This is a genomic window from Pseudomonas paraversuta (assembly GCF_904063065.1).
Classification (GTDB): domain Bacteria; phylum Pseudomonadota; class Gammaproteobacteria; order Pseudomonadales; family Pseudomonadaceae; genus Aquipseudomonas; species Aquipseudomonas paraversuta.
Genome location: NZ_CAJFCL010000001.1, coordinates 614439 through 637318, shown reverse-complemented (window position 1 = coordinate 637318; position 22880 = coordinate 614439). Strand labels below are relative to the sequence as shown.

Below are 22880 nucleotides of genomic sequence, written 5' to 3'. Positions count from 1 at the left end.
TCTCCTCAGAAGCCGGCAGGTGAGCGCAGATGCCAGTCGGTATTCAACTGGTACTGGTGCGCGACGTTGAGCAAGCGACCTTCCTGGAAGTAGGGCGCAAGCAACTGCACGCCGACTGGCAGGCCATCGACAAAACCGGCCGGCATCGACAGGCCCGGCAGGCCCGCGAGGTTGGCGGTGATGGTGTACACGTCTTCCAGGTAGGCAGAAACCGGGTCGCTGTTTTTAGCGCCGATTTTCCAGGCCGGGTTAGGTGTGGTCGGGCCGAGGATGATGTCGACTTCATTGAACGCAGTCATGAAGTCGTTTTTGATCAGACGACGGATTTTCTGCGCTTGCAGGTAGTAAGCGTCGTAGTAGCCAGCCGACAGGGCGTAGGCACCTACCAGGATCCGGCGCTGTACTTCCGGGCCAAAGCCTTCGGCGCGTGAACGCTTGTACAGGTCGGTGAGGTCTTTCGGGTCTTCGCAGCGGTGGCCGAAGCGCACGCCGTCAAAACGCGACAGGTTGGAAGAGGCCTCGGCAGGGGCGATCACGTAGTACGCAGGAATGGCGTGCTGCATGTTGGGCAGGCTGATGTGCTTGATCACGGCACCCAGCTTTTCGAGCTCTTTGATGCTGGTGTGGATCAGCTGCGCGATACGCGGGTCCAGGCCTTCGCTGAAATACTCTTTCGGCACGCCGATGCGCAGGCCCTGCAGCGAACCGTTGAGGCTGGCGCTGTAGTCCGGCACGGGTTCGTCGATGCTGGTGGAGTCCTGCGGATCAAAACCGGCCATGCCCTGCAACAGGATGGCGCAGTCTTCTGCAGTGCGGGCCAGCGGGCCGCCCTGGTCGAGACTGGAGGCGTAGGCGATCATGCCCCAGCGCGAAACCCGTCCGTAGGTAGGTTTCAGGCCGGTGAGGTTGGTCAGGGCGGCCGGCTGGCGGATCGAACCGCCGGTATCTGTGCCCGTTGCAGCAGGCAGCAGCCGAGCGGCAACGGCCGCAGCCGAACCTCCCGACGAACCCCCTGGCACGTGCTCCAGATTCCACGGGTTTTTCACCGCGCCGTAGTAGCTCGACTCGTTGGCCGACCCCATGGCGAATTCGTCCATGTTGGTCTTGCCCAGGCTCACCGCGCCTGCAGCGGCCAGTTTGGCGACCACGGTGGCGTCATACGGGGCCTTGAAGTTGTCGAGCATCTTCGAGCCGCAGCTGGTGCGTACGCCCAGGGTGCAGAACAGGTCCTTGTGACCGATCGGTGCGCCCAGCAGTGCGCCGGTTTCACCGTTGGCGCGACGTGCGTCAGCGGCCTTGGCCTGCTCGAGGGCGAGGTCTTCGGTGAGGGTGATGAAGCTGTTGAGCTGAGGATCGAGCTGGGCGATACGCGCCAGCAAGGTCTTGGTCAGCTCTTCGGAAGAAAACTTTTTATCGGCGAGTCCGCGGGCGATCTCGGCCAGAGTCAATTGATGCATGCAGGCTCTTTCCCTTTACTCGATGACTTTCGGAACCAGATAAAGGCCATTTTCGACCGCTGGTGCGATGGACTGGTAAGCCTCGCGATGATTGCTTTCAGTCACGACGTCTGCGCGCAGGCGCTGGCTGGCTTCCAGGGGGTGGGCCAGAGGCTCGATACCGGTGGTGTCGACAGCCTGCATCTGATCAATCAGCCCCAGAATGCTATTCAGGGCTTCGGTGGTGCGTGGGATATCAGCATCATTGAGACCCAGACGGGCCAAATGAGCGATTTTTTCCACGTCGGAGCGTTCAAGCGCCATGGGATTCTCCAGTGGAAAACAGGACGGATGCTATCCGTGTGTTAGATTGTCGGAACACTACCGCATTTCTACGGTCATATGGCCGCGATTGTGGGGGTTGGTGCTCTGAAAAGCTGCCAATTTAACATATTGGCGCCTTGCCCAAAATCCCTGTCGTTGTTAGAGTTTGCCGCACTTTTTTACCCACGCGTTGCCTAGGGTCCCTTTCCCATGTTCAAGAAACTGCGTGGCATGTTTTCCAGCGATCTTTCCATCGACCTGGGCACTGCCAACACCCTGATTTACGTGCGTGAGCGCGGTATTGTCCTGAATGAGCCATCGGTTGTGGCTATTCGGACGCACGGTAACCAGAAAAGTGTCGTTGCTGTCGGCACCGAGGCCAAGCGCATGCTGGGCCGTACACCGGGTAATATTGCAGCCATTCGTCCGATGAAAGATGGCGTTATTGCCGACTTCAGCGTTTGCGAAAAAATGCTGCAGTACTTTATCAACAAGGTGCACGAAAACAGCTTTCTGCAGCCAAGCCCCCGGGTTCTGATTTGCGTACCTTGCAAATCGACTCAGGTAGAGCGTCGCGCCATCCGCGAATCGGCACTCGGTGCCGGTGCCCGTGAAGTGTTCCTGATCGAAGAGCCGATGGCAGCTGCTATCGGTGCCGGCTTGCCGGTTGAGGAAGCACGCGGCTCGATGGTTGTCGATATCGGTGGTGGTACCACTGAAATCGCGCTGATCTCCCTGAACGGTGTGGTTTACGCCGAATCCGTACGGGTTGGCGGCGACCGCTTCGACGAAGCGATCATCACTTATGTGCGCCGTAACTACGGCAGCCTGATCGGTGAATCAACGGCCGAGCGCATCAAGACCGAAATCGGTACGGCTTTCCCGGGCGGTGAAGTGCGTGAAGTCGACGTGCGTGGCCGTAACCTGGCGGAAGGTGTACCGCGTGCCTTCACCCTGAACTCCAACGAAGTGCTCGAGGCTCTGCAAGAGTCGCTGGCAACCATCGTTCAGGCCGTGAAAAGTGCACTGGAACAGTCCCCGCCAGAGCTGGCTTCGGACATCGCCGAGCGCGGTCTGGTACTGACCGGTGGTGGCGCCTTGCTGCGTGACCTCGACAAGTTGCTGGCCCAGGAAACCGGTCTGCCGGTAATCGTTGCCGAAGACCCGCTGACCTGCGTAGCACGTGGTGGTGGCCGTGCGTTGGAAATGATGGATAAACACACGATGGACTTGCTTTCCAGCGAATAAGATCGCGTGGTGCAGTCCCATGGTTATCACCAGAAGGTAGCACTTTGCAGTGCTGCCTTTTGGCGTTTATCTTCTGTCAATCTTCATCCAGGCCGTTTTGAAGCCGTATGAATAAATTGAACACTTGCCTGGGAGGAGCGGCTTATTAAACCGCTCTTCGCCAAAGGCCCCTCATTGGGCGTGCGCTTGTTGGTGCTGGTCGTGCTATCGGTCGCGCTAATGGTAGTGGATGCCCGCTTCACATTGCTCAAACCCGTGCGCAGTCAGATGTCGCTGGTGCTGATGCAGTCCTACTGGATCACCGATTTGCCGCAACGCTTGTGGCAGGGTGTGGCCAGTCAGTTCGGCAGTCGTACCGAACTGGTCGCGGATAACGAGAAACTCAAGACCGAAAACCTTCTGCTTCAGGGGCGCATGCAAAAGCTGGCCGCCCTGACCGAGCAGAACGTCCGCCTGCGCGAGTTGTTGAACTCTTCTGCGCTGGTTAACGAGAAGGTTGAGGTGGCCGAGTTGATCGGCATGGACCCGAACCCCTTTACCCACCGCATCATCATCAACAAGGGTGAGCGCGACGGCGTCGTGCTGGGCCAGCCGGTACTCGATGCTCGCGGCCTGATGGGGCAAGTGGTCGAGTTGATGCCCTACACCTCGCGGGTTTTGCTGCTGACCGATACCACCCACAGTATTCCGGTGCAGGTGAACCGTAACGGTTTGCGTGCCATCGCCAGCGGTACGGGCAATCCCGAGCGTCTGGAATTGCGCCATGTGGCCGATACAGCGGATATCAAAGTGGGCGATTTGCTGGTCAGCTCGGGCCTGGGGCAGCGTTTCCCGGCCGGCTATCCCGTGGCAACCGTCAAAGAAGTGATTCACGACTCGGGTCAGCCGTTCGCCATTGTGCGTGCCGTTCCGACCGCCGCCCTGAACCGCAGCCGCTATTTGCTGCTGGTATTCAGCGACAGTCGCACCCCCGAAGAGCGGGCCAACGATGCCGCCAAGGCCCAGGAGGCCGAGCAAAACGGTGAGGCGCCGCCGATCATTCCGGCAACCGTGCCCAAACCGGCAGCGCCTGTGGTTGTACCTGCGCCAGCGCCTGCTCCGGTTGCTACCCCGGTTGCGCCTGCGGTCAACGCCGTGAAAAAACCTGTTCCAGCGCCAACCCCCGCCGCGGCCACCCCGCCAGCAGCTGCGCCGGCCACGACTCGGGAGAGGCAATAATGGCGAGTACTCGTTCGAATAATGGCTGGATCATCTGGCTAACGTTCGCCATCGGCCTGTTACTCAGCATTTCACCGATGCCGCAGTTCATGGAAATCCTGCGCCCGCTCTGGCTGGCGTTGCTGCTGGCTTTCTGGACCCTCTACATGCCGCATAAAGTGGGCATGGTCACGGCCTGGTGCCTGGGGTTGGCCGAAGATGTGCTGTACGGCACGTTGCTGGGGCAGAACGCGCTGATTTTGACCCTCATCACCTTCCTCGTACTGTCGCTGCAGCAGCGTCTGCGGATGTTCCCCATGTGGCAGCAGAGTCTGGTGATCCTGGTTATTTTCGGTCTGGCCCAACTGGCCCAGTTATGGCTAAGTGCTTTGACCGGCAACCGTCAGCCGACCCTGGCCCTGATTCTGCCTGCGCTGGTCAGCGCACTGCTCTGGCCATGGGTCAGTTACGGGCTTCGCGGGTTGCGCCGACGCTTCAAAATCAATTAACAGGAGCGCGAGCCATTTCCTGGTTTGTGCACTTTGACAGGGAGATGTCACGATGCTTTCGCTTTATCTGGCTTCCGGTTCGCCACGTCGACGTGAGTTACTGACTCAAATCGGCGTGCCGTTCAACACCATCAGTGCTGCCATTGATGAAACCCCTCTTGCGAATGAGTCCCCTGCGGCCTATGTCGAGCGCCTGGCGCACGAAAAGGCCAGGGCGGGATGCGATCGGCTGCTCAAATCCATACTCAGTAGCACTTTTTGTGTGTTGGGCGCCGACACTGCTGTGGTACTTGATGGCCAGATACTCGGCAAGCCGGTCGATGAGGTCGATGCCATGGCTATGCTCATGGCGCTATCCGGCCGCGAGCATGAAGTGCTGACGGCCATTGCGATTATGGATGCCGAGCGCTGCGAAACCCGCGTGATACGCAGCCGGGTCAGCTTTCGAAACATCAGCAAACAAGAAGCCAGACTGTATTGGGCCAGCGGTGAACCTCAGGATAAAGCAGGCGGTTACGCCATCCAGGGGTTGGCCGCAGTCTTTGTTTCAGGCCTCAATGGCAGTTATTCGGGCGTAGTGGGGTTGCCTGTGTGCGAAACCGCAGAACTGCTGGGGCATTTCGGCATACCCTGTTGGCAAAACCTTAACGTGCACTGAATTGTGCACCTACGAGACGTGGCACTAATGTGATGACGCCTGAACGAGACCCAGCCATGAGTGAAGAGATCCTGATCAACATCACGCCGATGGAATCGCGCGTGGCGGTGGTAGAGAACGGTGTTCTGCAAGAGGTGCATGTCGAGCGTACCCAGCGCCGGGGCATTGTTGGCAATATTTATAAAGGCAAGGTGGTCAGGGTTTTGCCCGGCATGCAGGCTGCCTTTGTCGATATCGGTCTGGATCGTGCTGCTTTTATTCACGCTTCTGAAATTTCCCTGCGCGAAGGCCAGGCCGTTGAAAGCATCAGCGCCCTGGTGCATGAAGGCCAGAGCCTGGTGGTGCAAGTCACCAAAGACCCGATTGCCTCCAAGGGCGCGCGTCTGACCACCCAGTTATCCATCCCTTCACGCTATCTGGTGTACATGCCGCGCACGGCCCATGTCGGTATTTCGTTGAAAATCGAAGACGAAGCCGAGCGTGAGCGCCTTAAACAGGTGGTCAGCGATTGCGTGGCCAAAGAGGGGATCAAGGAAGCCGGTGGTTTTATCCTGCGCACGGCGGCCGAGGGTGCCGGGGCAGATGAAATTCTGATGGATATTCGTTATTTGCGGCGGCTGTGGGACCAGATCGGAGCACAGATCAAAACCGTCGGTGCCCCGACCGTGATCTATGAAGACCTGGGCCTGGCGTTGCGCACACTGCGTGACCTGGTCAGCCCCAAGATTGAAAAAATCCGCATTGATTCCCGCGAGACCTTTCAACGGACCACGCAGTTTGTTGCTGAACTGATGCCGGAAATTGCCGATCGCCTCGAGCACTACCCGGGCGAGCGTCCGATTTTTGATTTGTATGGCGTCGAAGACGAGATCCAGAAAGCACTGGATCGCAAGGTACCGCTCAAGTCCGGCGGTTATCTGGTGGTTGACCCGGCAGAAGCGATGACCACCATCGACGTCAACACGGGTGCGTTTGTGGGGCACCGCAATCTCGAAGAAACCATCTTCAAGACCAATCTGGAAGCTGCCACCGCCATTGCCCGGCAACTGCGCCTGCGCAACCTGGGCGGCATCATCATTATCGACTTCATCGACATGGAAGATGAAGAGCACCAGCGTCAGGTATTGCGCACCCTCGAAAAACAACTCGAGCGTGATCACGCCAAGACCAACATCATCGGCATTACCGAGCTGGGTCTGGTGCAGATGACCCGCAAGCGCACCCGCGAAAGCCTTGAGCAGGTACTGTGCGAGCCCTGCGTGTGCTGTCAGGGGCGCGGCAAGCTGAAAACCGCAGAAACTATCTGCTACGAAATTTTCCGTGAAATTCTGCGCGAAGCTCGTGCTTATCAGGCTGTTGGCTATCGTGTATTGGCTAACCAGAAAGTTGTCGACCGCTTGCTGGATGAAGAATCGGGCAACGTCGCGGAGCTGGAAGGATTTATCGGGCGTACGATCCGTTTTCAGGTCGAAACCATGTATTCCCAGGAACAATACGACGTGGTGCTGCTCTGAAGTATCCTGCATGCCGCATTAAAAAGGGGCTAACTCCTGCCCCTTTGATCATCATTGAAGGGGCCGCCTGACATGGAGCGTCTGACACGCTTTTTTGCCGCGTTGACCCGCTGGGGATTAGGGGCCTGTGCCCTGATTTTGGTACTCACGGCGTTGTACGTCAGCCTGGGCCGCGAGCTCACGCCGCTGATCGCCGAATATCGCCTGGAAGTCCAGAACAAAGCCCGTGAAGCCTTGGGCGTGCCCTTGACCATTGGCAGTCTTGAAGGGCGCTGGGATGGCATGGGGCCGGTGCTGCTGGCCCACGATGTCATGGTCGGCGAGGGTAACAGTGCCCTGCGTCTGGATCAGGTACAGGTGGTTCCCGATGTCTGGGCCAGCCTGCTGAACCGCGACATTCGCCTCGCCCATGTGCAACTCGATGGCCTGCAACTGAGCTTGCGTCAGGACCAGGCCGGTCATTGGGCGCTTGAAGGTTTTGCGCTTCAGGACGATCAGCCGCTGGACCCGGAGCAATTGCTCAATCAACTGCAGCAGGTTGCCCGGGTGTCCCTGCTCGACAGCCAGGTAACTCTGGAACCCTGGAAGCATGCCCCGCTGACCCTGACTTATGTGGGGCTTACCCTTGATGCGGGTGCCTCTGATCAGCGTCTCGATACCCGCTTCACCCTGCCTGACGGCCAGCCTGTGGCGATGAGTCTCAAAACTCAAATCCAGGCCGGTCACTGGCGTGACGGTGCAGCCCAGGCTTATCTGAGCCTGCCACAAAGTGATTGGGCCAAATGGCTGCCAGCCAGCCTGATCAATCCCTGGAAAGTGTCTGAGCTAAAAGCCGGTGGCGAATTCTGGTTTAACTGGAGCAAGGGCTCGGTGCAAAGTGCCGTTGCGCGCTTGAACGCGCCATCCATGCGCGGTGCTTATGCAGAGCGCAAGCCTGAGGCGATTGAGGACCTGGCAATGCGTGCCTGGATTCAGCGCGCAGATCAGGGCTACAAGGTAGTGCTGGACTCGCTGGCGATGAATGTGGGCAAGAGCCGCTGGGAAACCCGCATGCAACTGCAACAGTTCGCAGCCACTGATAAAGAACTGGAGCGCTGGCATCTACAGGCCGATCATCTGGACCTGACCCCGATCACCCCGTTGATGGATTCCCTCGCGCCGGTGCCAGAGGCCGCCGCTGAAGTCATCGACCAGCTGAAAGTGACGGGCATATTACGTAATGTGCTGGTCGACTACCGGCCCGCTGCGACCGATGAGCAAAAGCTCAGTTTCGCAGCCAACTTGCAGCAAGTGGGCTTCAACGCCACCCACGGTGCGCCGGCGGCACGTAATGTCAGCGGATTGATCAGCGGCGACCTGGGCAAGGGCGAGCTGCGACTGGACAGCAAAGACTTCTCGCTGCACCTGGAGCCGATTTTTGCCAGGCCCTGGCAATACCTGCAGGCCAACGCCTTGCTCACGTGGAAGCTGGATGAAAACAGCTTCACCCTGATAGCACCTGCCATCAAAGTGCTGGGGGAAGAAGGCAAGATTGCCGCTGACTTCCTGATCCGTATTCATATGGATCACTCTGAAGAAGACTATATGGACCTGCGGGTCGGCCTGACCGATGGTGATGGGCGCTTCACTCCAAAATACCTGCCTGAGGTATTGAGCCCGGCGCTCACCGAATGGCTGAGTACGGCCATCATCAAGGGCTCGGTTGACGAAGGTTTCTTCCAGTATCAGGGCTCGCTCAGTCACGATGCGGTGGCCGCCGCGCGCAACATCAGCCTGTTCTTCAAGGTTCATGGCGCCGAGCTGGATTTCCAGCCCGGCTGGCCCCATGTGCGCAATGTGTCGGGTGATGTATTCATCGAAGACAGCGGCGTACGCATCATGGCCAGCAAGGGCCAGTTGCTCGACACCCAGGTGCGCAATGTCGCGGTCAGTATTCCCCACGTGCCGACTGGCAAGGTCAGCCATCTGTACCTGGACGGTGACTTCGACGGTGGCCTGGGCGACGGTTTGAAAATCCTTCAGGAGGCGCCGATAGGCACGGCTGAAACCTTTGCCGGCTGGCAAGGCGAAGGCTCGCTCAAAGGCCGGGTCGATCTTGATATCCCGCTGGAGAAAGGTGTCGAACCGAAAATTCTGGTGGACTTCAAAACCGACAAGGCGCGTTTGAAACTGAGCAATCCCGAACTTGAATTGACCCAGCTCAAGGGCGACTTCCGTTTTGACAGCGCCAAAGGTTTGAGCGGCAAAGGTATCAGTGCCAGGGCTTTTGATCGTCCGGTCACCGCGCAGATATTCGCCGATGGCAAACCTGGCAGGCTGAGTACCCGGGTTGTTGCCAGTGGTCAGGTCGGGGTCAAGAAACTCACCGACTGGCTCAAGTTCTATCAGCCGATTCCGGTCTCCGGGGATTTGCCTTTTCAACTGCAACTCACCCTGGATGGTGCGGACAGCCAGTTGCGGGTCAGCTCCAGCCTCAAGGGGGCGGTGGTTGATCTGCCTGCACCCTTCGGTCTGGCCGCCAACCAGACCCGCAACAGTGTATTTCGCATGACCTTGCAGGGCGCCGAGCGCCGTTACTGGTTTGACTACGGTGATCTGGCAAACCTGACCTTCGCTGCGCCTGACGGCAAATTCGAAGACGGTCGTGGCGAGTTGTTTCTGGGGGCTGGCGATCCCGTGTTGCCACCCGGTAAAGGGTTGCGTATTCGCGGCGTGCTGTCGGAACTGGATGTTGCTCCCTGGCAGGCACTGGTCGAGCGTTATGCGGGCAAGGACCCCGGAGGCAGCGCCAAGCAGATGCTCAGCAGTGCGGATTTCAAAGTCGGCAAGCTGAACGCGTTTGGTACGCAACTGGATCAGGTCAGTCTGCAAATGAAGCGCAGCGCGGCGTCCTGGGGCTTACAGATCAATAGCAAACAGGCCACCGGCGCAGTGACCTTGCCCGATGCCAAAAATGCCCCGATCGTGATCACTATGCAGACCATTCGCCTGCCGGCGCCTGATCCCAAGGCGGTGACTGACGACAATGCTCCGGACCCGCTGGCTTCGGTTGATCCACGCAAAATACCGGCGCTGGACATCATCATTCGCCAGCTTTATCAGGGGTCTGACTTGTTGGGTGCCTGGTCGCTGAATGTGCGGCCGAACAACCGCGGCATCAGCCTCAACAATCTGAACCTGGGGCTCAAGGGCTTGCTGCTCGAAGGCTCGGGCGGTTGGGAAGGGGGAGCCGGTGCCAGCAACAGTTGGTACAAAGGCCGTATCGGCGGACGCAACCTGGCCGATGTCCTGAAGAACTGGGGCTTTGCGCCGAGTGTGACCAGTAACAATTTCCATGTCGACGTCGATGGGCGCTGGCCCGGCTCTCCGGCCTGGATCGGCCTCAAGCGCTTCTCGGGCACTCTGGATGCCTCGCTGAACAAAGGTCAGTTTGTCGAGGTCGATGGCAGCGCTCAGGTGCTGCGTATCTTTGGCCTGCTGAACTTCAATGCCATCGGCCGCCGCTTGCGTCTGGACTTCTCGGATCTGTTTGGCAAGGGTCTGAGCTATGACCGGGTCAAAGGCGTGCTGAATGCCACAAATGGCGTTTACAGCACCTCCAGACCGGTCCTGATGACCGGGCCGTCGACTAACCTTGAACTCAGCGGCACGTTGAATATGATCACCGACCAGGTCAACGCCAAGTTGCTGGTCACGCTGCCTGTGACCAACAATCTGCCCCTTGCGGCGCTGTTGGTGGGCGGGCCGGCGGCAGGCGGAGCAATGTTCTTGCTCAACAAGTTGATCGGTGATCAGGTGTCGCGCTTCGCCAGCGTGCAATACAGCATCCAGGGCCCGTGGGCCGATCCGAAGATCACCTTCGACAAGCCTTTTGAGAAAAACTAGGAGTAGCATGGCGTCAGACATTTCAAGGAGTGCGCCATGTCGTTTGCAGTGATTCAGATGGTCAGCCAGAGCGATGTGCTGGCCAATCTGGCCCAGGCCCGCCGCCTGTTGGAGCAGGCCGCCGGGCGTGGCGCGCGGCTGGTGGTATTGCCCGAAAATTTCGCGGCAATGGGTCGCCGGGATATCGCCGATATCGGCCGCGCCGAGGCCATGGGGCAGGGACCGATCCTGCCATGGTTGAAACAGGCCGCCCGAGACCTCAACTTATGGATAGTGGCGGGTACTTTGCCGCTGCCGCCCGAAGGGCAACCAGATGCCAAGGTCAATGCCTGTTCATTGTTGATCAACGCCGATGGCGAGCAGGCCGCGCGATACGACAAACTGCACCTGTTTGATGTGGACGTGTCTGACAGTCGTGGCCGTTACCGTGAATCCGATGACTATGCGCCCGGGGCACAGGTAGTGGTGGCAGATACCCCGGTTGGCAAACTGGGCCTGAGCGTATGTTACGACCTGCGTTTTCCGGAGCTGTATAGCGAACTGCGGGCTGCCGGGGCTGAATTGATTACCGCGCCTTCGGCCTTTACCGCCGTTACCGGGCAAGCACACTGGGACATACTGATCCGTGCCCGGGCGATAGAAACCCAATGCTACCTGTTGGCTGCAGCCCAGGGTGGCGTGCATCCCGGGCCGCGTGAAACCTGGGGGCATGCTGCAATTATCGACCCTTGGGGGCGCGTGCTGGCAGAGCAGGCCCAGGGCGAAGGGGTGCTGCTGGCCGAGCGCGACAATGCCGAGCAGGCGGCCATCAGGGCGCGCATGCCGGTGGTGAATCATCGACGATTTTTTTCCCGGGGCGCTCAGGAGCAGGTTTAGAGGCGTTTCGGTCAGATGCATTTTTTGTGGGAGCTGGCTTGCCAGTGATAGCAGCACGGACAGAGACAGATCAACTCGTCTGCATCGCCGGCAAGCCAGCTCCCGCAGTAATTTTCAGGCCCGTGGGTTCAGCACTCAAAGATGCTGAAGCAGGGGCCAAGACGGAGTGAATATGAGCGACTTGTTGACCTCAGTCAGCGAACATCTGCTGGCACCGGGCGGTGTCACCATTGAAAGCCTGCAAAGTGTTTTGGGTGATCTGGCCGGGCCGGGCATCGACGCAGCAGATCTGTATTTCCAGGGCCAGATATCCGAGTCCTGGGCGCTGGAAGACGGCATCGTCAAGGAAGGCAGCTTCAGCCTTGATCAAGGTGTCGGCGTGCGCGCCCAGTCTGGCGAGAAAACCGGATTTTCCTACAGTAACGCCATCACCCTGGAAGCACTGGGCCTGGCTGCACGTGCTGCGCGCTCGATCTCGCGTGCCGGGCAAAACGGCACCGTTCAGGCTTTCACCACCCAGGACGTGGCGCAGTTGTATGCGCCCGACAACCCGCTGGAAGTGATCAGCCGCGCAGAAAAGGTCGAGTTGCTCAAGCGTATCGATGCTGCTACCCGGGCCCTTGATCCGCGTATTCAGCAGGTCACCGTGAGCATGGCCGGGGTCTGGGAGCGGATCCTGGTGGCATCCACCGACGGCGGTCTGGCTGCGGATGTGCGGCCTTTGGTGCGCTTCAATGTGAGTGTCATCGTTGAGCAAAATGGCCGGCGCGAGCGCGGTGCTCATGGCGGTGGCGGACGTACCGATTACCGCTACTTCCTCACTGAAGACCGTGCCATGGGCTATGCCCGTGAGGCGCTGCGCCAGGCATTGGTCAATCTTGAGGCCGTACCGGCTCCAGCGGGCACCATGCCGGTGGTACTGGGTTCCGGCTGGTCCGGCGTGTTGCTGCACGAAGCAGTCGGTCATGGCCTGGAAGGCGATTTCAACCGCAAGGGCAGTTCGGCCTACAGCGGGCGCATGGGCGAGATGGTTGCCTCCAAGCTGTGCACCATCGTTGATGACGGCACCCTGGCCGGTCGTCGTGGCTCGCTGAGCGTGGATGACGAAGGCACCCCGACCGAGTGCACCACGCTGATCGAAAATGGCGTACTCAAGGGTTACATGCAGGACAAGCTCAATGCCCGACTGATGGGTGTGGCCCGCACCGGCAATGGCCGTCGCGAGTCCTACGCGCATCTGCCGATGCCGCGCATGACCAACACCTACATGCTGGGTGGCGAAAGTGATCCGGCCGAAATCATTGCTTCGGTGAAGAAAGGCATCTACTGCGCCAATCTGGGCGGCGGACAGGTGGATATCACCAGCGGCAAGTTCGTGTTCTCCACCAGTGAGGCGTACATGATCGAAGACGGCAAAATCACTTACCCGATCAAAGGCGCGACCCTGATTGGCAACGGGCCGGAAGCGATGAGCAAGGTGTCGATGGTCGGTAACGATCTGACGCTGGACAGCGGCGTGGGCACGTGTGGCAAGGATGGGCAGTCGGTGCCGGTGGGTGTGGGTCAGCCAACCTTGAAGATTGACGCGATCACCGTAGGCGGTACAGGCGGGTGATAAAGACTGGGTGGACTGCAATGCAGCCCACCCATTGGTCGGGGATCAACGCAGACCGCGTTGAACCTCGTCCAGGTCACGAATGTACTTGAACAATTTGCGGCTTGCGGCCGGCGCCTTGTTATGGGCAAGTTCGTGTTGAGCCTGACGCACGAGCGAACGCAATTGCTGGCGGTCGGTCTCGGGGAAATCGGCAACGAACTTTTCAAGTACGTCGTCGGAGCCCGCAATCAAGCGGTCACGCCAGCGTTCGAGTCCGTGGAAACGTTCGTTGTATTGGCGCGAAGAGGCATCTACTTGATCAATCAATGCAAGGATTTCGTCGATCGGTTGATCACGCATCAGCTTGCCGATGAACATCATATGGCGCTTGCGCGCAATATTGGCCGTGTGTTTTGGAGCATCTGCCAGAGCCTTGCGCAAGGCGTCGGTCAAAGGCAGTTTTTTCAGCAAATCAGGCTTGAGTGTCGTGAGACGCTCGCCCAGATCAACCAGAGCATGCAGCTCTTTCTTGACCTGTGTTTTGCTTTTTTCGCCGTCGAAGGCGTCGTCGTAAGAATCAACCATGGTGGCAGTCCGCAAAGAAACGCCGCCATGATAACCAGTCGGGGGCCGCTTGTCCGGCCCGGTCGCTCGGCGGCCCTGCCGAAAACAGAATTTGAGTGGAGAAAACCATGAGTGCAGTACAAAGCGTCGGCCCGCAGGCCTTGCCGGCACTGCAGGAGCAAGTAGAGCAAATCATTGCTGAAGCCAGGCGTCAGGGGGCCAGCGCCTGTGAAGTGGCAGTGTCACTGGAGCAGGGGCTGTCGACTTCTGTACGTCAGCGCGAAGTTGAAACCGTTGAGTTCAACCGCGACCAGGGATTTGGCATCACGCTCTATGTGGGTCAGCGCAAGGGGTCGGCCAGCACTTCGGCCACCGGTCCCGATGCCATCCGCGAAACCGTTGCGGCGGCTCTGGCAATCGCCAAACACACTTCTGAAGATGAAAGCTCGGGCTTGGCCGACGCCAGCCTGATGGCGCGCGACCTGAAAGACTTTGATGTCTTCCACACCTGGGATATCACCCCGGAACAAGCCATCGAAAAAGCGCTGGCTTGTGAAGCCGCGGCATTCGAGGCCGACAGCCGCATCAAAAACGCCGACGGCACCACCCTGAGCACCCACCAGGGCTGCCGGGTGTATGGCAACAGCAACGGTTTTATCGGTGGCTCGGCTTCGACCCGCCACAGCCTGAGCTGCGTGATGATTGCCGAAGGCGACGGCCAGATGCAGCGTGACTACTGGTATGACGTTAATTGCCAGGGTGAGTTGTTGATGGATGCAGCAACCATCGGCAAGCGCGCAGCAGAGCGGGCGGCCCGGCGACTGGGTTCGCGTCCGGTGCCCACCTGCGAAGTGCCGGTGCTGTTCTCGGCCGAGCTGGCCGGCGGCTTGTTTGGCAGCTTCCTGGGGGCGATCTCGGGGGGCAACCTGTACCGCAAGTCATCCTTCCTGCTGGACGCGATGGGCCAGCAGATCTTCCCTGAATGGCTGACCCTGGATGAGCGCCCGCATTTGATGCGTGCCATGGGCAGTTCGTCGTTCGATAACGATGGCCTGGCCACCTACGCCAAACCGTTCATCAAAGACGGCGAGCTGGTGTCCTACATCCTCAGCACCTATTCCGGACGCAAGCTGGGCCTGCCAAGTACCGCCAACGCGGGCGGCGTGCACAACCTGTTCGTGACCCATGGCGATGAAGACCAGGCCGCGTTGATCCGGCGCATGGGGCGCGGTTTGTTCGTCACCGAGCTGATGGGCAGCGGGCTTAACATGGTGACGGGGGATTACTCCCGTGGCGCCGCAGGTTTCTGGGTCGAGAATGGCGAGATCCAGTTCCCGGTTCAGGAAGTGACCATCGCCGGCAACATGCGTGACATGTTCAAGCAGATCGTTGCCGTAGGTAATGACCTGGAGTTGCGCAGCAACATCCGCACCGGCTCCGTGTTGATTGAACGGATGACGGTGGCTGGCAGCTAATTCCTCCCGGCGTACACCAGGGCGTATCACCTGTCGGGGGGATACGCCTTTTTTGTGTCTGCACAAGATTGCGCGGCACAGCCTTTAGCAGGCTTGTGTTGATAATCAATATCGCTTAATAATGAATCTCATTATCGAGTGAGCCTGGGTCATGAGTTCTGCCTTGCATGAAGGGCCTTATCTGGAAAGCTGGCGCTGGATGAGCCGCCAGATCCGTTGCGGGCTGGCGCCTGATGAACCGCGCCTGATTGAGCACTACCTGGCCGAGGGCCGCTATCTGGCCTGCTGCACGTCAACGTCGCCCTGGACGATTGCCGTGACCAGCTTCCGGCTGCTGCTGGACACCGCAAGCGACACTGCGCTGCCCTGGCAGTGGCGCACCCTGTGTCTGGACCACGCCTGGCGTCCGCTGCGCGATATCGAAACTCAAGCCCTGTGTGCCTGCCGCCTCAAGCACTGGCAAAGCTTTGCCTGGCGATTGGCAACCTGCGAGCTCGAGCCCTCCATTTCTCTAACAGAACTGCTGCAAGGATTTCCCGATGAGTAATACCCGTATCGAACGTGACAGCATGGGTGAATTGCACGTGCCTGAGGCTGCGCTGTATGGCGCCCAAACCCAGCGTGCGGTGAATAACTTCCCGATCAGTCATCAGCGCATGCCCGCGCAATTCATTCGCGCACTGATCCTGGCCAAGGCTGCCGCGGCCAAGGCCAACGTAGAACTCAAGCAGATCAGCGAAGCGCAGGGCAGCGCCATAGTCGAGGCCACGCAGATTCTTTTGGCCGGCGATTTCATGGAGCACTTCCCGGTGGATATTTTCCAGACCGGCTCGGGCACCAGCTCCAACATGAATGCCAACGAAGTGATTGCCACGCTGGCCTCCCGGGTACTGGGAGAGGCGGTCAATGCCAATGATCACGTCAACTGCGGGCAAAGCAGCAACGACATCATCCCCACCACCATTCACGTCAGCGCCGCGCTGGGCCTGCATGAGGAGCTGCTGCCGGCGCTGTCCCATCTGGTGCAGGTGATTGAGCATAAGGCTGAACAGGTTCACGTTTACGTCAAAACCGGCCGCACGCACCTGATGGACGCCATGCCGGTGCGCATGAGCCAGGTTCTCAATGGCTGGGCGCAGCAGCTGCGGGCCAATATCGGGCACTTGCACGACCTGCAGCCGGCCCTGCAATCGCTGGCACAGGGTGGCACTGCTGTGGGCACCGGGGTCAACGCGCATGCGCAATTCGCCGGGCTGTTCAGTCAGCAGCTCAGCGCACTGACCCATGTGCAGTTCACGCCGGGTAAAGACCTGTTCGCCCTGATCGGTTCGCAGGATACCGCCGTATCCGTCTCGGGCCAGCTCAAGGCTACGGCCGTATCGCTGATGAAAATCGCCAACGACCTGCGCTGGATGAACTCCGGCCCGCTGGCCGGCCTGGGCGAGATCGAGCTTGAAGCCTTGCAGCCGGGCTCTTCGATCATGCCGGGCAAGGTCAACCCGGTGATTCCTGAAGCCACGGCCATGGTTGCGGCCCAAGTGATCGGCAATGACACGGTGATCACCATCGCCGGTCAGTCCGGCAATTTCGAACTGAATGTGATGTTGCCGGTGATTGCCCGCAACCTGCTGGGCAGCATCGAACTGCTGGCCAATTCCAGCCGTTTGCTGGCGGACAAGGCGATCGCCAGCTTCAAGGTTAACGACGCCAAGCTAAAGGAAGCGCTGTCGCGCAACCCGATTCTGGTGACGGCGCTGAATCCGATCATTGGCTATCAAAAGGCCGCTGAAATAGCCAAGACCGCCTATCAACAGGGGCGCCCGGTGATAGACGTTGCCCTTGAATACACAGATCTGCCACGCAGCCAGCTTGAAGTCTTGCTCGATCCCGAGAAGCTGACAGCCGGCGGCGTTTAACCCCTCGCCTGGAGGTTCACATGGAGCACTGGAAACGCACGATCGAAAGAGCCAATCGCTGTTTCGCTGAGGGCGAGCTGGTCGATGCCCGCGAGCATTATCTGCAAGCGCTTGCGCTGGCCCAGGTCCTGCTCGAGCGCTGGAGTGATGCCGATGAGGCGGTGGCGGCCTGCGTTATTTCGCACCACAACCTGGCAGATCTGCATCTGCGCCTCAATCAGCCAGAGGAGAGCGTCGAGTACCTCTGCGCCATTCACCAGCGCTTGTTGCAAACCATGCAGAACCCGCGTCTGGGGCCGGCATTGCGAGAAGCAGCGCTGCGTCAGAGCAGCAAAACCTATGTCGAGCTTTTGAACTTCATCAGCGATCACGGCGAATACCCGCGTTCCAATCTGTTGCTCAAAAGACCCGTGGCGCAGTCCGGTCACGGGTTTTCAACAGTCAGCGGCCATCATCCAGGAGCACATTGATATGACTTTTACCTTGCCTGCCTTGCCTTATGCCTACGACGCACTTGAGCCGCATATCGATGCGCAAACCATGGAGATTCACTACACCAAGCATCACCAGACCTATATCAACAACCTGAATGCCGCAGTGGAAGGGACTGAATGGGCGCAGTGGCCGGTTGAAAAATTGCTCGCCGGAGTTCAGCAACTGCCGGAAAAGCTGCGGGCCGCAGTCATCAACCAGGGTGGCGGACATGCCAATCACTCGCTGTTCTGGCAAGTCATGAGCCCGCAGGGCGGCGGTAATCCGGACGGTGCGCTGGCCAAGGCGATTGATCAGCAACTGGGTGGCCTGGAACTGTTCAAGGAGAACTTCACCAAGGCCGCCCTGACCCGTTTTGGCAGCGGTTGGGCATGGTTGACCGTGACCCCGCAAAAGACCCTGGTGGTGGAAAGCAGCGGCAACCAGGACAGCCCGCTGATGAATGGCAACACCCCGATTCTGGGGCTCGACGTATGGGAGCACGCTTACTACCTGCGCTATCAGAATCGCCGTCCGGAATACATCAATGCGTTTTACAACGTGATCAATTGGCCAGAAGTGGCGCGCCGGTATCAAGCAGCGATTGCCTGAGCCTACTTAAAAGGATTCGGGCCGATTATGGGCACGCAAATATTGGCAGTCGGCGGGGTGCGGATGTTCCGTTATGCCCTCGGCATGCTCTTGCTGTTGGCGGGCACGGCCTTGTTGGTGGCCAAGGGACTGCTCTGGCTGGACCTTGAGCCAAGAATGTTGCGGGCGTTGCAGGGCGGATCGCTCTGCGCGCTGGGCACCGCTTTAGGCGCAGTACCGGTACTGGTCATCCGCAAAATGCCGGTGGCGGTGAGCGATACCTTGTTGGGCTTCGGGGCCGGGGTGATGCTGGCAGCCACGGCTTTCTCGCTGGTTGTGCCCGGCATTGCGTCGGCCCAAAGCCTGGGGTTGTCATCATGGGCGTCGAGCGGGCTGGTCAGTGCGGGCATCCTGCTGGGAGCGTTCTGTCTGTTTTTGCTCGATCGCAAGGTCAGCGGAGCGGGGCCGGAGATGTTCCTCAACCGGCCTGGCGAGCCGCTGATTGCGCCACGTATCTGGTTGTTTGTCATTGCGATTGTGGCGCACAACATTCCTGAAGGAATGGCGGTCGGGGTGTCGGCAGGGGGAGGCATGCCGGATGCCGATAGCCTGGCGATGGGCATCGCCCTGCAGGATGTACCGGAAGGTCTGGTGATCGCATTAGTGTTGGCGGGTGCCGGGATGTCGCGGGTCAAGGCATTCCTGATTGGCGCCGCTTCCGGTCTGGTCGAACCGGTATTTGCGCTGCTCTGTGCCTGGCTGGTGAATTTGGCCGAGGTGTTGTTGCCACTGGGCCTGGCGCTGGCAGCCGGGGCCATGTTGCTGGTGGTGACGCAAGAAGTGATCCCCGAGTCGCGGCGCAATGGTCACGAGAAGCTTGCAAGCCTGGGGTTATGCGTCGGGTTCTGCTTGATGATGGTGATGGACACGGCGTTGGGGTAAACGCTGCAAACTGCCGGGGGAGCGTCTAGCGGCGCTCCTGCAATTGGTTATTCGCCCTCGTCAAAGTAGTTGTTGATGAGTTTGACCAGTGCATCCAGTGCTTCCTGCTCTTGTTCGCCCTCGGTCTTGAGGTGGATCTTTGTGCCCTTGCCAGCGGCCAGCATCATCATGGCCATGATGCTTTTACCATCGACCATGGATTCTGCGGTACGTCCTGCTCTTACCTGGCATGGAAACTGTCCGGCTATGCCTACGAACTTGGCGGATGCCCGAGCGTGCAAGCCCAGCTTGTTGATGATTTCAATTTCCAGTGCAGGCATCGCGGGGTTGATCCTTTCAAGTAAGGTCGCGGTGGCGAACCTGGACATTCTTCAGAGTTTGTTGCAGGCATTTACCGAGTCGCTCGGTCAGATACACCGAGCGGTGATGACCGCCAGTGCAGCCGATCCCTATGGTGACATAGGCGCGGTTGCTGGCGGCGAAGCGGGGTAGCCATTTGAGCAGGTAGCTGGAGATGTCCTGGAACATCTCTTCGACATCAGGCTGCGCTGCCAGGTAATCCGCAACGGGCTGATCCAGCCCTGACAGCTCGCGCAGTTCGGGCTTCCAGTAGGGGTTGGGCAAGCAACGCACGTCAAATACCAGGTCGGCATCGACCGGCATGCCGCGCTTGAAGCCAAACGACTCAACCAGAAAGGCGGTGCCGGGTTCAGGCTTGTTCAGCAGGCGCAGCTTGATGGTGTCGCGCAGCTGATACAGGTTCAGATTGGTGGTGTTGATCGTCAGGTCGGCAAGGTCGGCAATGGGCCCGAGCAACTGGCTCTCATCACGAATGGCCTCGGCCAGTGAACGGCTCGCGCTGCTCAGTGGATGCCGCCGACGGGTTTCCGAGAAGCGCTTGAGCAAGGTTTCTTCATCGGCGTCGAGGTACAGAACATCGCACTGGATATGCCGGTTGCGCACTTCTTCAAGCAATTGCGGAAAGCGTGACAAATGGCTTGGCAGGTTTCGCGCATCGATCGATACCGCCACCAGCGGCTGCGCCAGTTCAGTATGAATCAGTGCACGTTCCGCCAGCTCTGGCAGCAAGCCGGCGGGCAGGTTGTCGATGCAATAGAAACCGTTATCTTCGAGGACGGCGAGGGCGGTGCTTTTACCGGAGCCGGAGCGTCCGCTGACAATGACTAGGCGCATGATAATTAACCGTTCTGTACGTCCAGAACAACCTGATACAGCGCTTCGTTACTGGGTGCGCTGCGTAATCGTTCACGCACATCTTTGCGGTCGAGCATGCTGGCGATCTGCCGCAGCAGTTCCAGGTGTGCGTCGGTAGCAGCTTCTGGCACCAGCAAAACGAACAACAGGTCGACCGGCGCGCCATCGATGGCGTCGAAATCTATGGGAGCGTCAAGATGTAGCAAGGCACTGACAGGCGACTCGCAGCCCTTGAGGCGGCAATGGGGGATGGCGATGCCGTTACCAAAACCGGTGGATCCCAGTTTTTCACGGGCAATAAGGCTCTCGAAGACATCTTGCATTTCCAGACCCGGCACTTCGCGGCTGATCAGGGTGGCAATTTGTTCGAGTGCGCGCTTTTTACTGCCGCCCGGCGCGTTCACCAAGGAACGGCCGGGGGTCAGGATATTTTCAAGTCGAATCATGGTTATGGAGTATTAACGACCCGTGGCGCCCTGGAGCAGGCTTTGGGTCTTTTCCTTATGCTTTTTCAGTTGGCGATCAAGCTTGTCGTAGAGGCTGTCAATAGCCGCATACATGTCTGGATCGACGGCATTGGCGACAACTTCGCCACCGTGAATGTTGAGGGTGGCCTCGATTTTCTGTTTTAGTTTTTCAACAGAGAGAATCACCTGCACATTGGTGATCTTGTCGAAGTGACGTTCCAGCCGTGCGAATTTTTCGTTGATCGAGTCGCGGAGCGCTTGGGTGACTTCCAGATGTTGTCCACTGATGTTGACTTGCATGCAGTTTCTCCTTCTGTTGCCATTGCATAAAGTGGCAGGCCGACCAGCCTGCCACTGAAACGCTGTGGCCCGTGGCTTACATCAAACGCTTGCGTTCGCTCGAAGGCGCTATCCCTAAGGACTCGCGGTACTTGGCGACGGTGCGACGGGCCACCTGAATACCTTGTGCCTCCAGTAAACCAGCGATCTTGCTGTCACTCAACGGCTTTTTCTGATTTTCAGCCGCCACCAGTTTTTTGATGATGGCGCGTATCGCAGTGGACGAGCATTCACCCCCTTCGGAGGTGCTGACGTGACTGGAAAAAAAGTACTTCAATTCATAAATGCCCCGCGGGGTATGCATGAATTTCTGGGTGGTGACCCGGGAAATGGTTGATTCGTGCATGCCGACGGCTTCTGCAATGTCATGCAGTACCAAAGGTTTCATTGCCTCGTCGCCATACTCCAGAAAACCGCGCTGATGCTCCACGATCTGGGTCGCCACTTTCATCAGGGTTTCGTTGCGGCTCTGCAGGCTTTTGATGAACCAGCGCGCTTCTTGCAGCTGATTGCGCATGAAGGTGTTGTCGGCGCTGGTGTCGGCACAACGAACGAATCCTGCGTATTGCGGGTTGACCCGCAGGCGCGGTACCGACTCCTGGTTAAGCTCGACCAGCCAGCGTTCGTTGTCTTTACGAACGATCACGTCAGGCACGACGTATTCGGCTTCGCCGGATTCGATCTGCGACCCCGGACGTGGATTAAGGCTCTGTACCCGTTCGATGACCTGGCGCAGTTCGTCTTCTTTGAGCTTCATGCGGCGCATGAGCTGGCTGTAGTCGCGGGCGCCCAGCAGGTCGATGTAATCGGTTACCAGGCGCTTGGCTTCGTTCAACCAGGGCGTGTTGGCCGGCAGCTGGCGCAATTGCAGCAGCAGGCACTCGCTCAGGTTGCGCGCACCAATGCCGGCCGGTTCGAATTGCTGGATACGGTGCAGAACGGCTTCGATTTCATCGAGTTCAATGTCCAGCTCGGGATCGAACGCCTCAAGGATCTCTTCGAGAGTTTCGTCGAGATAGCCCTGGTTGTTGATGCAGTCGATGAGGGTGACGCCGATCAGTCGGTCGGTGTCGGACATCGGTGCCAGGTTCAGTTGCCACAACAGGTGACTTTGCAGGCTCTCACCGGCCGAGGTGCGGGTGGTGAAGTCCCATTCGTCATCATCGTTGCTGGGCAGGCTGCTGGCGCTGGTTTGATAAACGTCTTCCCAGGCTGTGTCGACGGGTAGCTCATTGGGAATGCGTTCGCTCCAGTCGCCTTCTTCCAGGTTGTCCACAGTAGGCGCGGACTCTTGATAGGAAGGTTCCTGGATGTCGCTGTTGGGTTTTTGCTCAATGTTGTCGGCTAAAGGATCTGAATTGTCGAAGTCGTCGCCGTCTTCCTGGCGCTCGAGCATCGGATTGGATTCCAGAGCCTCCTGGATCTCCTGTTGCAGGTCCAGGGTCGACAATTGGAGCAGGCGGATGGCCTGTTGCAGCTGCGGTGTCATCGTCAGCTGCTGGCCCATTCTCAGGACTAGCGATGGTTTCATGGCTGGGGCTTAAGACCTTATTCGCCGGCGCGCATGGCGCCATCCACTACCAAGGCGCGTGAGCGCCAAACATAAGCAAATTATATGCCTGAAACCGGTGCGTTTGCCTAGAGCACCAAGGTAAT

The 22880-nt window shown here is 58.9% G+C and carries 22 protein-coding genes; 14 read left to right on the top strand and 8 right to left on the bottom strand.

The window, feature by feature from the left end; all coding sequences use genetic code 11:
* Nucleotides 1–5: 5 nt before the first annotated feature.
* Nucleotides 6–1457 (bottom strand): Asp-tRNA(Asn)/Glu-tRNA(Gln) amidotransferase subunit GatA, encoded by a 1452-nt coding sequence (gatA, locus tag JQ845_RS02970; RefSeq protein ID WP_003439853.1) that lies wholly within the window; start codon nucleotides 1455–1457, stop codon nucleotides 6–8.
* Nucleotides 1458–1472: 15 nt separating this feature from the next.
* Nucleotides 1473–1760, bottom strand: a complete 288-nt coding sequence (gene gatC / locus JQ845_RS02965) for an Asp-tRNA(Asn)/Glu-tRNA(Gln) amidotransferase subunit GatC (RefSeq protein WP_003439854.1) — start codon at nucleotides 1758–1760, stop codon at nucleotides 1473–1475.
* Between the two features lie 210 nt (nucleotides 1761–1970).
* Between gatC and mreB the strand changes: the two genes are divergently transcribed.
* The 8 genes from mreB to tldD all read left to right on the top strand — a co-directional run bounded on the left by mreB (nucleotide 1971) and on the right by tldD (nucleotide 13262).
* Nucleotides 1971–3008 carry a rod shape-determining protein MreB gene (gene mreB / locus JQ845_RS02960; protein WP_003439856.1) on the top strand — a complete coding sequence of 346 codons (1038 nt, stop codon included), beginning with the start codon at nucleotides 1971–1973 and terminating at the stop codon, nucleotides 3006–3008.
* Between the two features lie 144 nt (nucleotides 3009–3152).
* A complete protein-coding gene (gene mreC, locus JQ845_RS02955) occupies nucleotides 3153–4226 on the top strand; it encodes a rod shape-determining protein MreC (protein WP_083912782.1) in 1074 nt (357 codons plus the stop codon).
* Nucleotides 4226–4714: a rod shape-determining protein MreD gene (gene mreD, locus JQ845_RS02950; RefSeq protein ID WP_003439859.1), complete on the top strand. Its 489-nt coding sequence runs from the start codon at nucleotides 4226–4228 to the stop codon at nucleotides 4712–4714. The genes mreC and mreD overlap by 1 nt, the downstream gene beginning before the upstream one ends.
* A 52-nt stretch (nucleotides 4715–4766) precedes the next feature.
* Nucleotides 4767–5372, top strand: coding sequence for a Maf family protein (locus JQ845_RS02945; RefSeq protein ID WP_003439861.1), 606 nt, complete (start codon nucleotides 4767–4769; stop codon nucleotides 5370–5372).
* Nucleotides 5373–5428: 56 nt separating this feature from the next.
* Nucleotides 5429–6886 carry a ribonuclease G gene (rng, locus tag JQ845_RS02940; RefSeq protein ID WP_060781831.1) on the top strand — a complete coding sequence of 486 codons (1458 nt, stop codon included), beginning with the start codon at nucleotides 5429–5431 and terminating at the stop codon, nucleotides 6884–6886.
* A gap of 72 nt (nucleotides 6887–6958) precedes the next feature.
* Complete coding sequence (locus JQ845_RS02935; protein ID WP_203008173.1) at nucleotides 6959–10771, top strand: YhdP family protein; 3813 nt, start codon at nucleotides 6959–6961, stop codon at nucleotides 10769–10771.
* A 36-nt stretch (nucleotides 10772–10807) separates the two neighbouring features.
* Nucleotides 10808–11647, top strand: a complete 840-nt coding sequence (locus JQ845_RS02930) for a carbon-nitrogen hydrolase family protein (protein ID WP_161717935.1) — start codon at nucleotides 10808–10810, stop codon at nucleotides 11645–11647.
* 172 nt (nucleotides 11648–11819) lie between these two features.
* The gene (gene tldD, locus JQ845_RS02925; RefSeq protein WP_203008170.1) at nucleotides 11820–13262 is read left to right on the top strand and encodes a metalloprotease TldD; all 1443 of its coding nucleotides are present in this window, start codon (nucleotides 11820–11822) and stop codon (nucleotides 13260–13262) included.
* A gap of 45 nt (nucleotides 13263–13307) precedes the next feature.
* On the opposite strand, the gene yjgA is transcribed toward tldD, so the two are convergent.
* Nucleotides 13308–13829: a ribosome biogenesis factor YjgA gene (gene yjgA, locus JQ845_RS02920; RefSeq protein ID WP_003439877.1), complete on the bottom strand. Its 522-nt coding sequence runs from the start codon at nucleotides 13827–13829 to the stop codon at nucleotides 13308–13310.
* Between the two features lie 107 nt (nucleotides 13830–13936).
* On the opposite strand from yjgA, the gene pmbA reads away from it, so the two are divergent.
* The 6 genes from pmbA to JQ845_RS02890 all read left to right on the top strand — a co-directional run bounded on the left by pmbA (nucleotide 13937) and on the right by JQ845_RS02890 (nucleotide 19203).
* A complete protein-coding gene (pmbA, locus tag JQ845_RS02915; protein ID WP_003439879.1) occupies nucleotides 13937–15283 on the top strand; it encodes a metalloprotease PmbA in 1347 nt (448 codons plus the stop codon).
* Nucleotides 15284–15434: 151 nt separating this feature from the next.
* The gene (locus JQ845_RS02910) at nucleotides 15435–15830 is read left to right on the top strand and encodes a hypothetical protein (protein WP_003439881.1); all 396 of its coding nucleotides are present in this window, start codon (nucleotides 15435–15437) and stop codon (nucleotides 15828–15830) included.
* The gene (locus JQ845_RS02905; RefSeq protein ID WP_003439883.1) at nucleotides 15823–17199 is read left to right on the top strand and encodes a class II fumarate hydratase; all 1377 of its coding nucleotides are present in this window, start codon (nucleotides 15823–15825) and stop codon (nucleotides 17197–17199) included. Before JQ845_RS02910 ends, JQ845_RS02905 begins: the two co-directional genes overlap by 8 nt.
* Nucleotides 17200–17219: 20 nt before the next feature.
* A complete protein-coding gene (locus JQ845_RS02900) occupies nucleotides 17220–17669 on the top strand; it encodes a hypothetical protein (RefSeq protein ID WP_003439884.1) in 450 nt (149 codons plus the stop codon).
* A 1-nt stretch (nucleotide 17670) separates the two neighbouring features.
* Nucleotides 17671–18282: a superoxide dismutase gene (locus JQ845_RS02895; RefSeq protein ID WP_203008161.1), complete on the top strand. Its 612-nt coding sequence runs from the start codon at nucleotides 17671–17673 to the stop codon at nucleotides 18280–18282.
* A 27-nt stretch (nucleotides 18283–18309) separates the two neighbouring features.
* Complete coding sequence (locus JQ845_RS02890) at nucleotides 18310–19203, top strand: ZIP family metal transporter (protein WP_003439886.1); 894 nt, start codon at nucleotides 18310–18312, stop codon at nucleotides 19201–19203.
* Nucleotides 19204–19250: 47 nt separating this feature from the next.
* Here the strand turns inward: JQ845_RS02890 and JQ845_RS02885 are convergent, their stop codons facing one another.
* From JQ845_RS02885 to JQ845_RS02865, 5 genes are all read right to left on the bottom strand, one after another.
* On the bottom strand, nucleotides 19251–19523 hold the full coding sequence (locus tag JQ845_RS02885; RefSeq protein ID WP_003439887.1) for an HPr family phosphocarrier protein: 273 nt from the start codon (nucleotides 19521–19523) through the stop codon (nucleotides 19251–19253).
* 16 nt (nucleotides 19524–19539) lie between these two features.
* Complete coding sequence (rapZ, locus tag JQ845_RS02880; protein WP_003439888.1) at nucleotides 19540–20397, bottom strand: RNase adapter RapZ; 858 nt, start codon at nucleotides 20395–20397, stop codon at nucleotides 19540–19542.
* Between the two features lie 5 nt (nucleotides 20398–20402).
* Nucleotides 20403–20864, bottom strand: a complete 462-nt coding sequence (gene ptsN / locus JQ845_RS02875; protein ID WP_003439889.1) for a PTS IIA-like nitrogen regulatory protein PtsN — start codon at nucleotides 20862–20864, stop codon at nucleotides 20403–20405.
* Between the two features lie 12 nt (nucleotides 20865–20876).
* Nucleotides 20877–21185, bottom strand: coding sequence for a ribosome hibernation-promoting factor, HPF/YfiA family (gene hpf, locus JQ845_RS02870; RefSeq protein WP_003439891.1), 309 nt, complete (start codon nucleotides 21183–21185; stop codon nucleotides 20877–20879).
* Between the two features lie 76 nt (nucleotides 21186–21261).
* The gene (locus JQ845_RS02865; protein ID WP_203008159.1) at nucleotides 21262–22755 is read right to left on the bottom strand and encodes an RNA polymerase factor sigma-54; all 1494 of its coding nucleotides are present in this window, start codon (nucleotides 22753–22755) and stop codon (nucleotides 21262–21264) included.
* Nucleotides 22756–22880: the final 125 nt, after the last annotated feature.

What these genes read in the sequence shown, in the direction of transcription:
- JQ845_RS02930 (WP_161717935.1), top strand. Translation starts at nt 10,808, where the DNA reads ATGTCGTTTGCAGTGATTCAGATGGTCAGCCAGAGCGATGTGCTGGCC.
- JQ845_RS02885 (WP_003439887.1), bottom strand. Translation starts at nt 19,523, where the DNA reads ATGCCTGCACTGGAAATTGAAATCATCAACAAGCTGGGCTTGCACGCT.
- rng (WP_060781831.1), top strand. Translation starts at nt 5,429, where the DNA reads ATGAGTGAAGAGATCCTGATCAACATCACGCCGATGGAATCGCGCGTG.
- gatC (WP_003439854.1), bottom strand. Translation starts at nt 1,760, where the DNA reads ATGGCGCTTGAACGCTCCGACGTGGAAAAAATCGCTCATTTGGCCCGT.
- JQ845_RS02905 (WP_003439883.1), top strand. Translation starts at nt 15,823, where the DNA reads ATGAGTAATACCCGTATCGAACGTGACAGCATGGGTGAATTGCACGTG.
- JQ845_RS02865 (WP_203008159.1), bottom strand. Translation starts at nt 22,755, where the DNA reads ATGAAACCATCGCTAGTCCTGAGAATGGGCCAGCAGCTGACGATGACA.
- mreB (WP_003439856.1), top strand. Translation starts at nt 1,971, where the DNA reads ATGTTCAAGAAACTGCGTGGCATGTTTTCCAGCGATCTTTCCATCGAC.
- pmbA (WP_003439879.1), top strand. Translation starts at nt 13,937, where the DNA reads ATGAGTGCAGTACAAAGCGTCGGCCCGCAGGCCTTGCCGGCACTGCAG.
- rapZ (WP_003439888.1), bottom strand. Translation starts at nt 20,397, where the DNA reads ATGCGCCTAGTCATTGTCAGCGGACGCTCCGGCTCCGGTAAAAGCACC.
- hpf (WP_003439891.1), bottom strand. Translation starts at nt 21,185, where the DNA reads ATGCAAGTCAACATCAGTGGACAACATCTGGAAGTCACCCAAGCGCTC.
- JQ845_RS02900 (WP_003439884.1), top strand. Translation starts at nt 17,220, where the DNA reads ATGGAGCACTGGAAACGCACGATCGAAAGAGCCAATCGCTGTTTCGCT.
- JQ845_RS02890 (WP_003439886.1), top strand. Translation starts at nt 18,310, where the DNA reads ATGGGCACGCAAATATTGGCAGTCGGCGGGGTGCGGATGTTCCGTTAT.
- yjgA (WP_003439877.1), bottom strand. Translation starts at nt 13,829, where the DNA reads ATGGTTGATTCTTACGACGACGCCTTCGACGGCGAAAAAAGCAAAACA.
- ptsN (WP_003439889.1), bottom strand. Translation starts at nt 20,864, where the DNA reads ATGATTCGACTTGAAAATATCCTGACCCCCGGCCGTTCCTTGGTGAAC.
- JQ845_RS02895 (WP_203008161.1), top strand. Translation starts at nt 17,671, where the DNA reads ATGACTTTTACCTTGCCTGCCTTGCCTTATGCCTACGACGCACTTGAG.
- gatA (WP_003439853.1), bottom strand. Translation starts at nt 1,457, where the DNA reads ATGCATCAATTGACTCTGGCCGAGATCGCCCGCGGACTCGCCGATAAA.
- JQ845_RS02935 (WP_203008173.1), top strand. Translation starts at nt 6,959, where the DNA reads ATGGAGCGTCTGACACGCTTTTTTGCCGCGTTGACCCGCTGGGGATTA.
- mreD (WP_003439859.1), top strand. Translation starts at nt 4,226, where the DNA reads ATGGCGAGTACTCGTTCGAATAATGGCTGGATCATCTGGCTAACGTTC.
- JQ845_RS02945 (WP_003439861.1), top strand. Translation starts at nt 4,767, where the DNA reads ATGCTTTCGCTTTATCTGGCTTCCGGTTCGCCACGTCGACGTGAGTTA.
- JQ845_RS02910 (WP_003439881.1), top strand. Translation starts at nt 15,435, where the DNA reads ATGAGTTCTGCCTTGCATGAAGGGCCTTATCTGGAAAGCTGGCGCTGG.
- tldD (WP_203008170.1), top strand. Translation starts at nt 11,820, where the DNA reads ATGAGCGACTTGTTGACCTCAGTCAGCGAACATCTGCTGGCACCGGGC.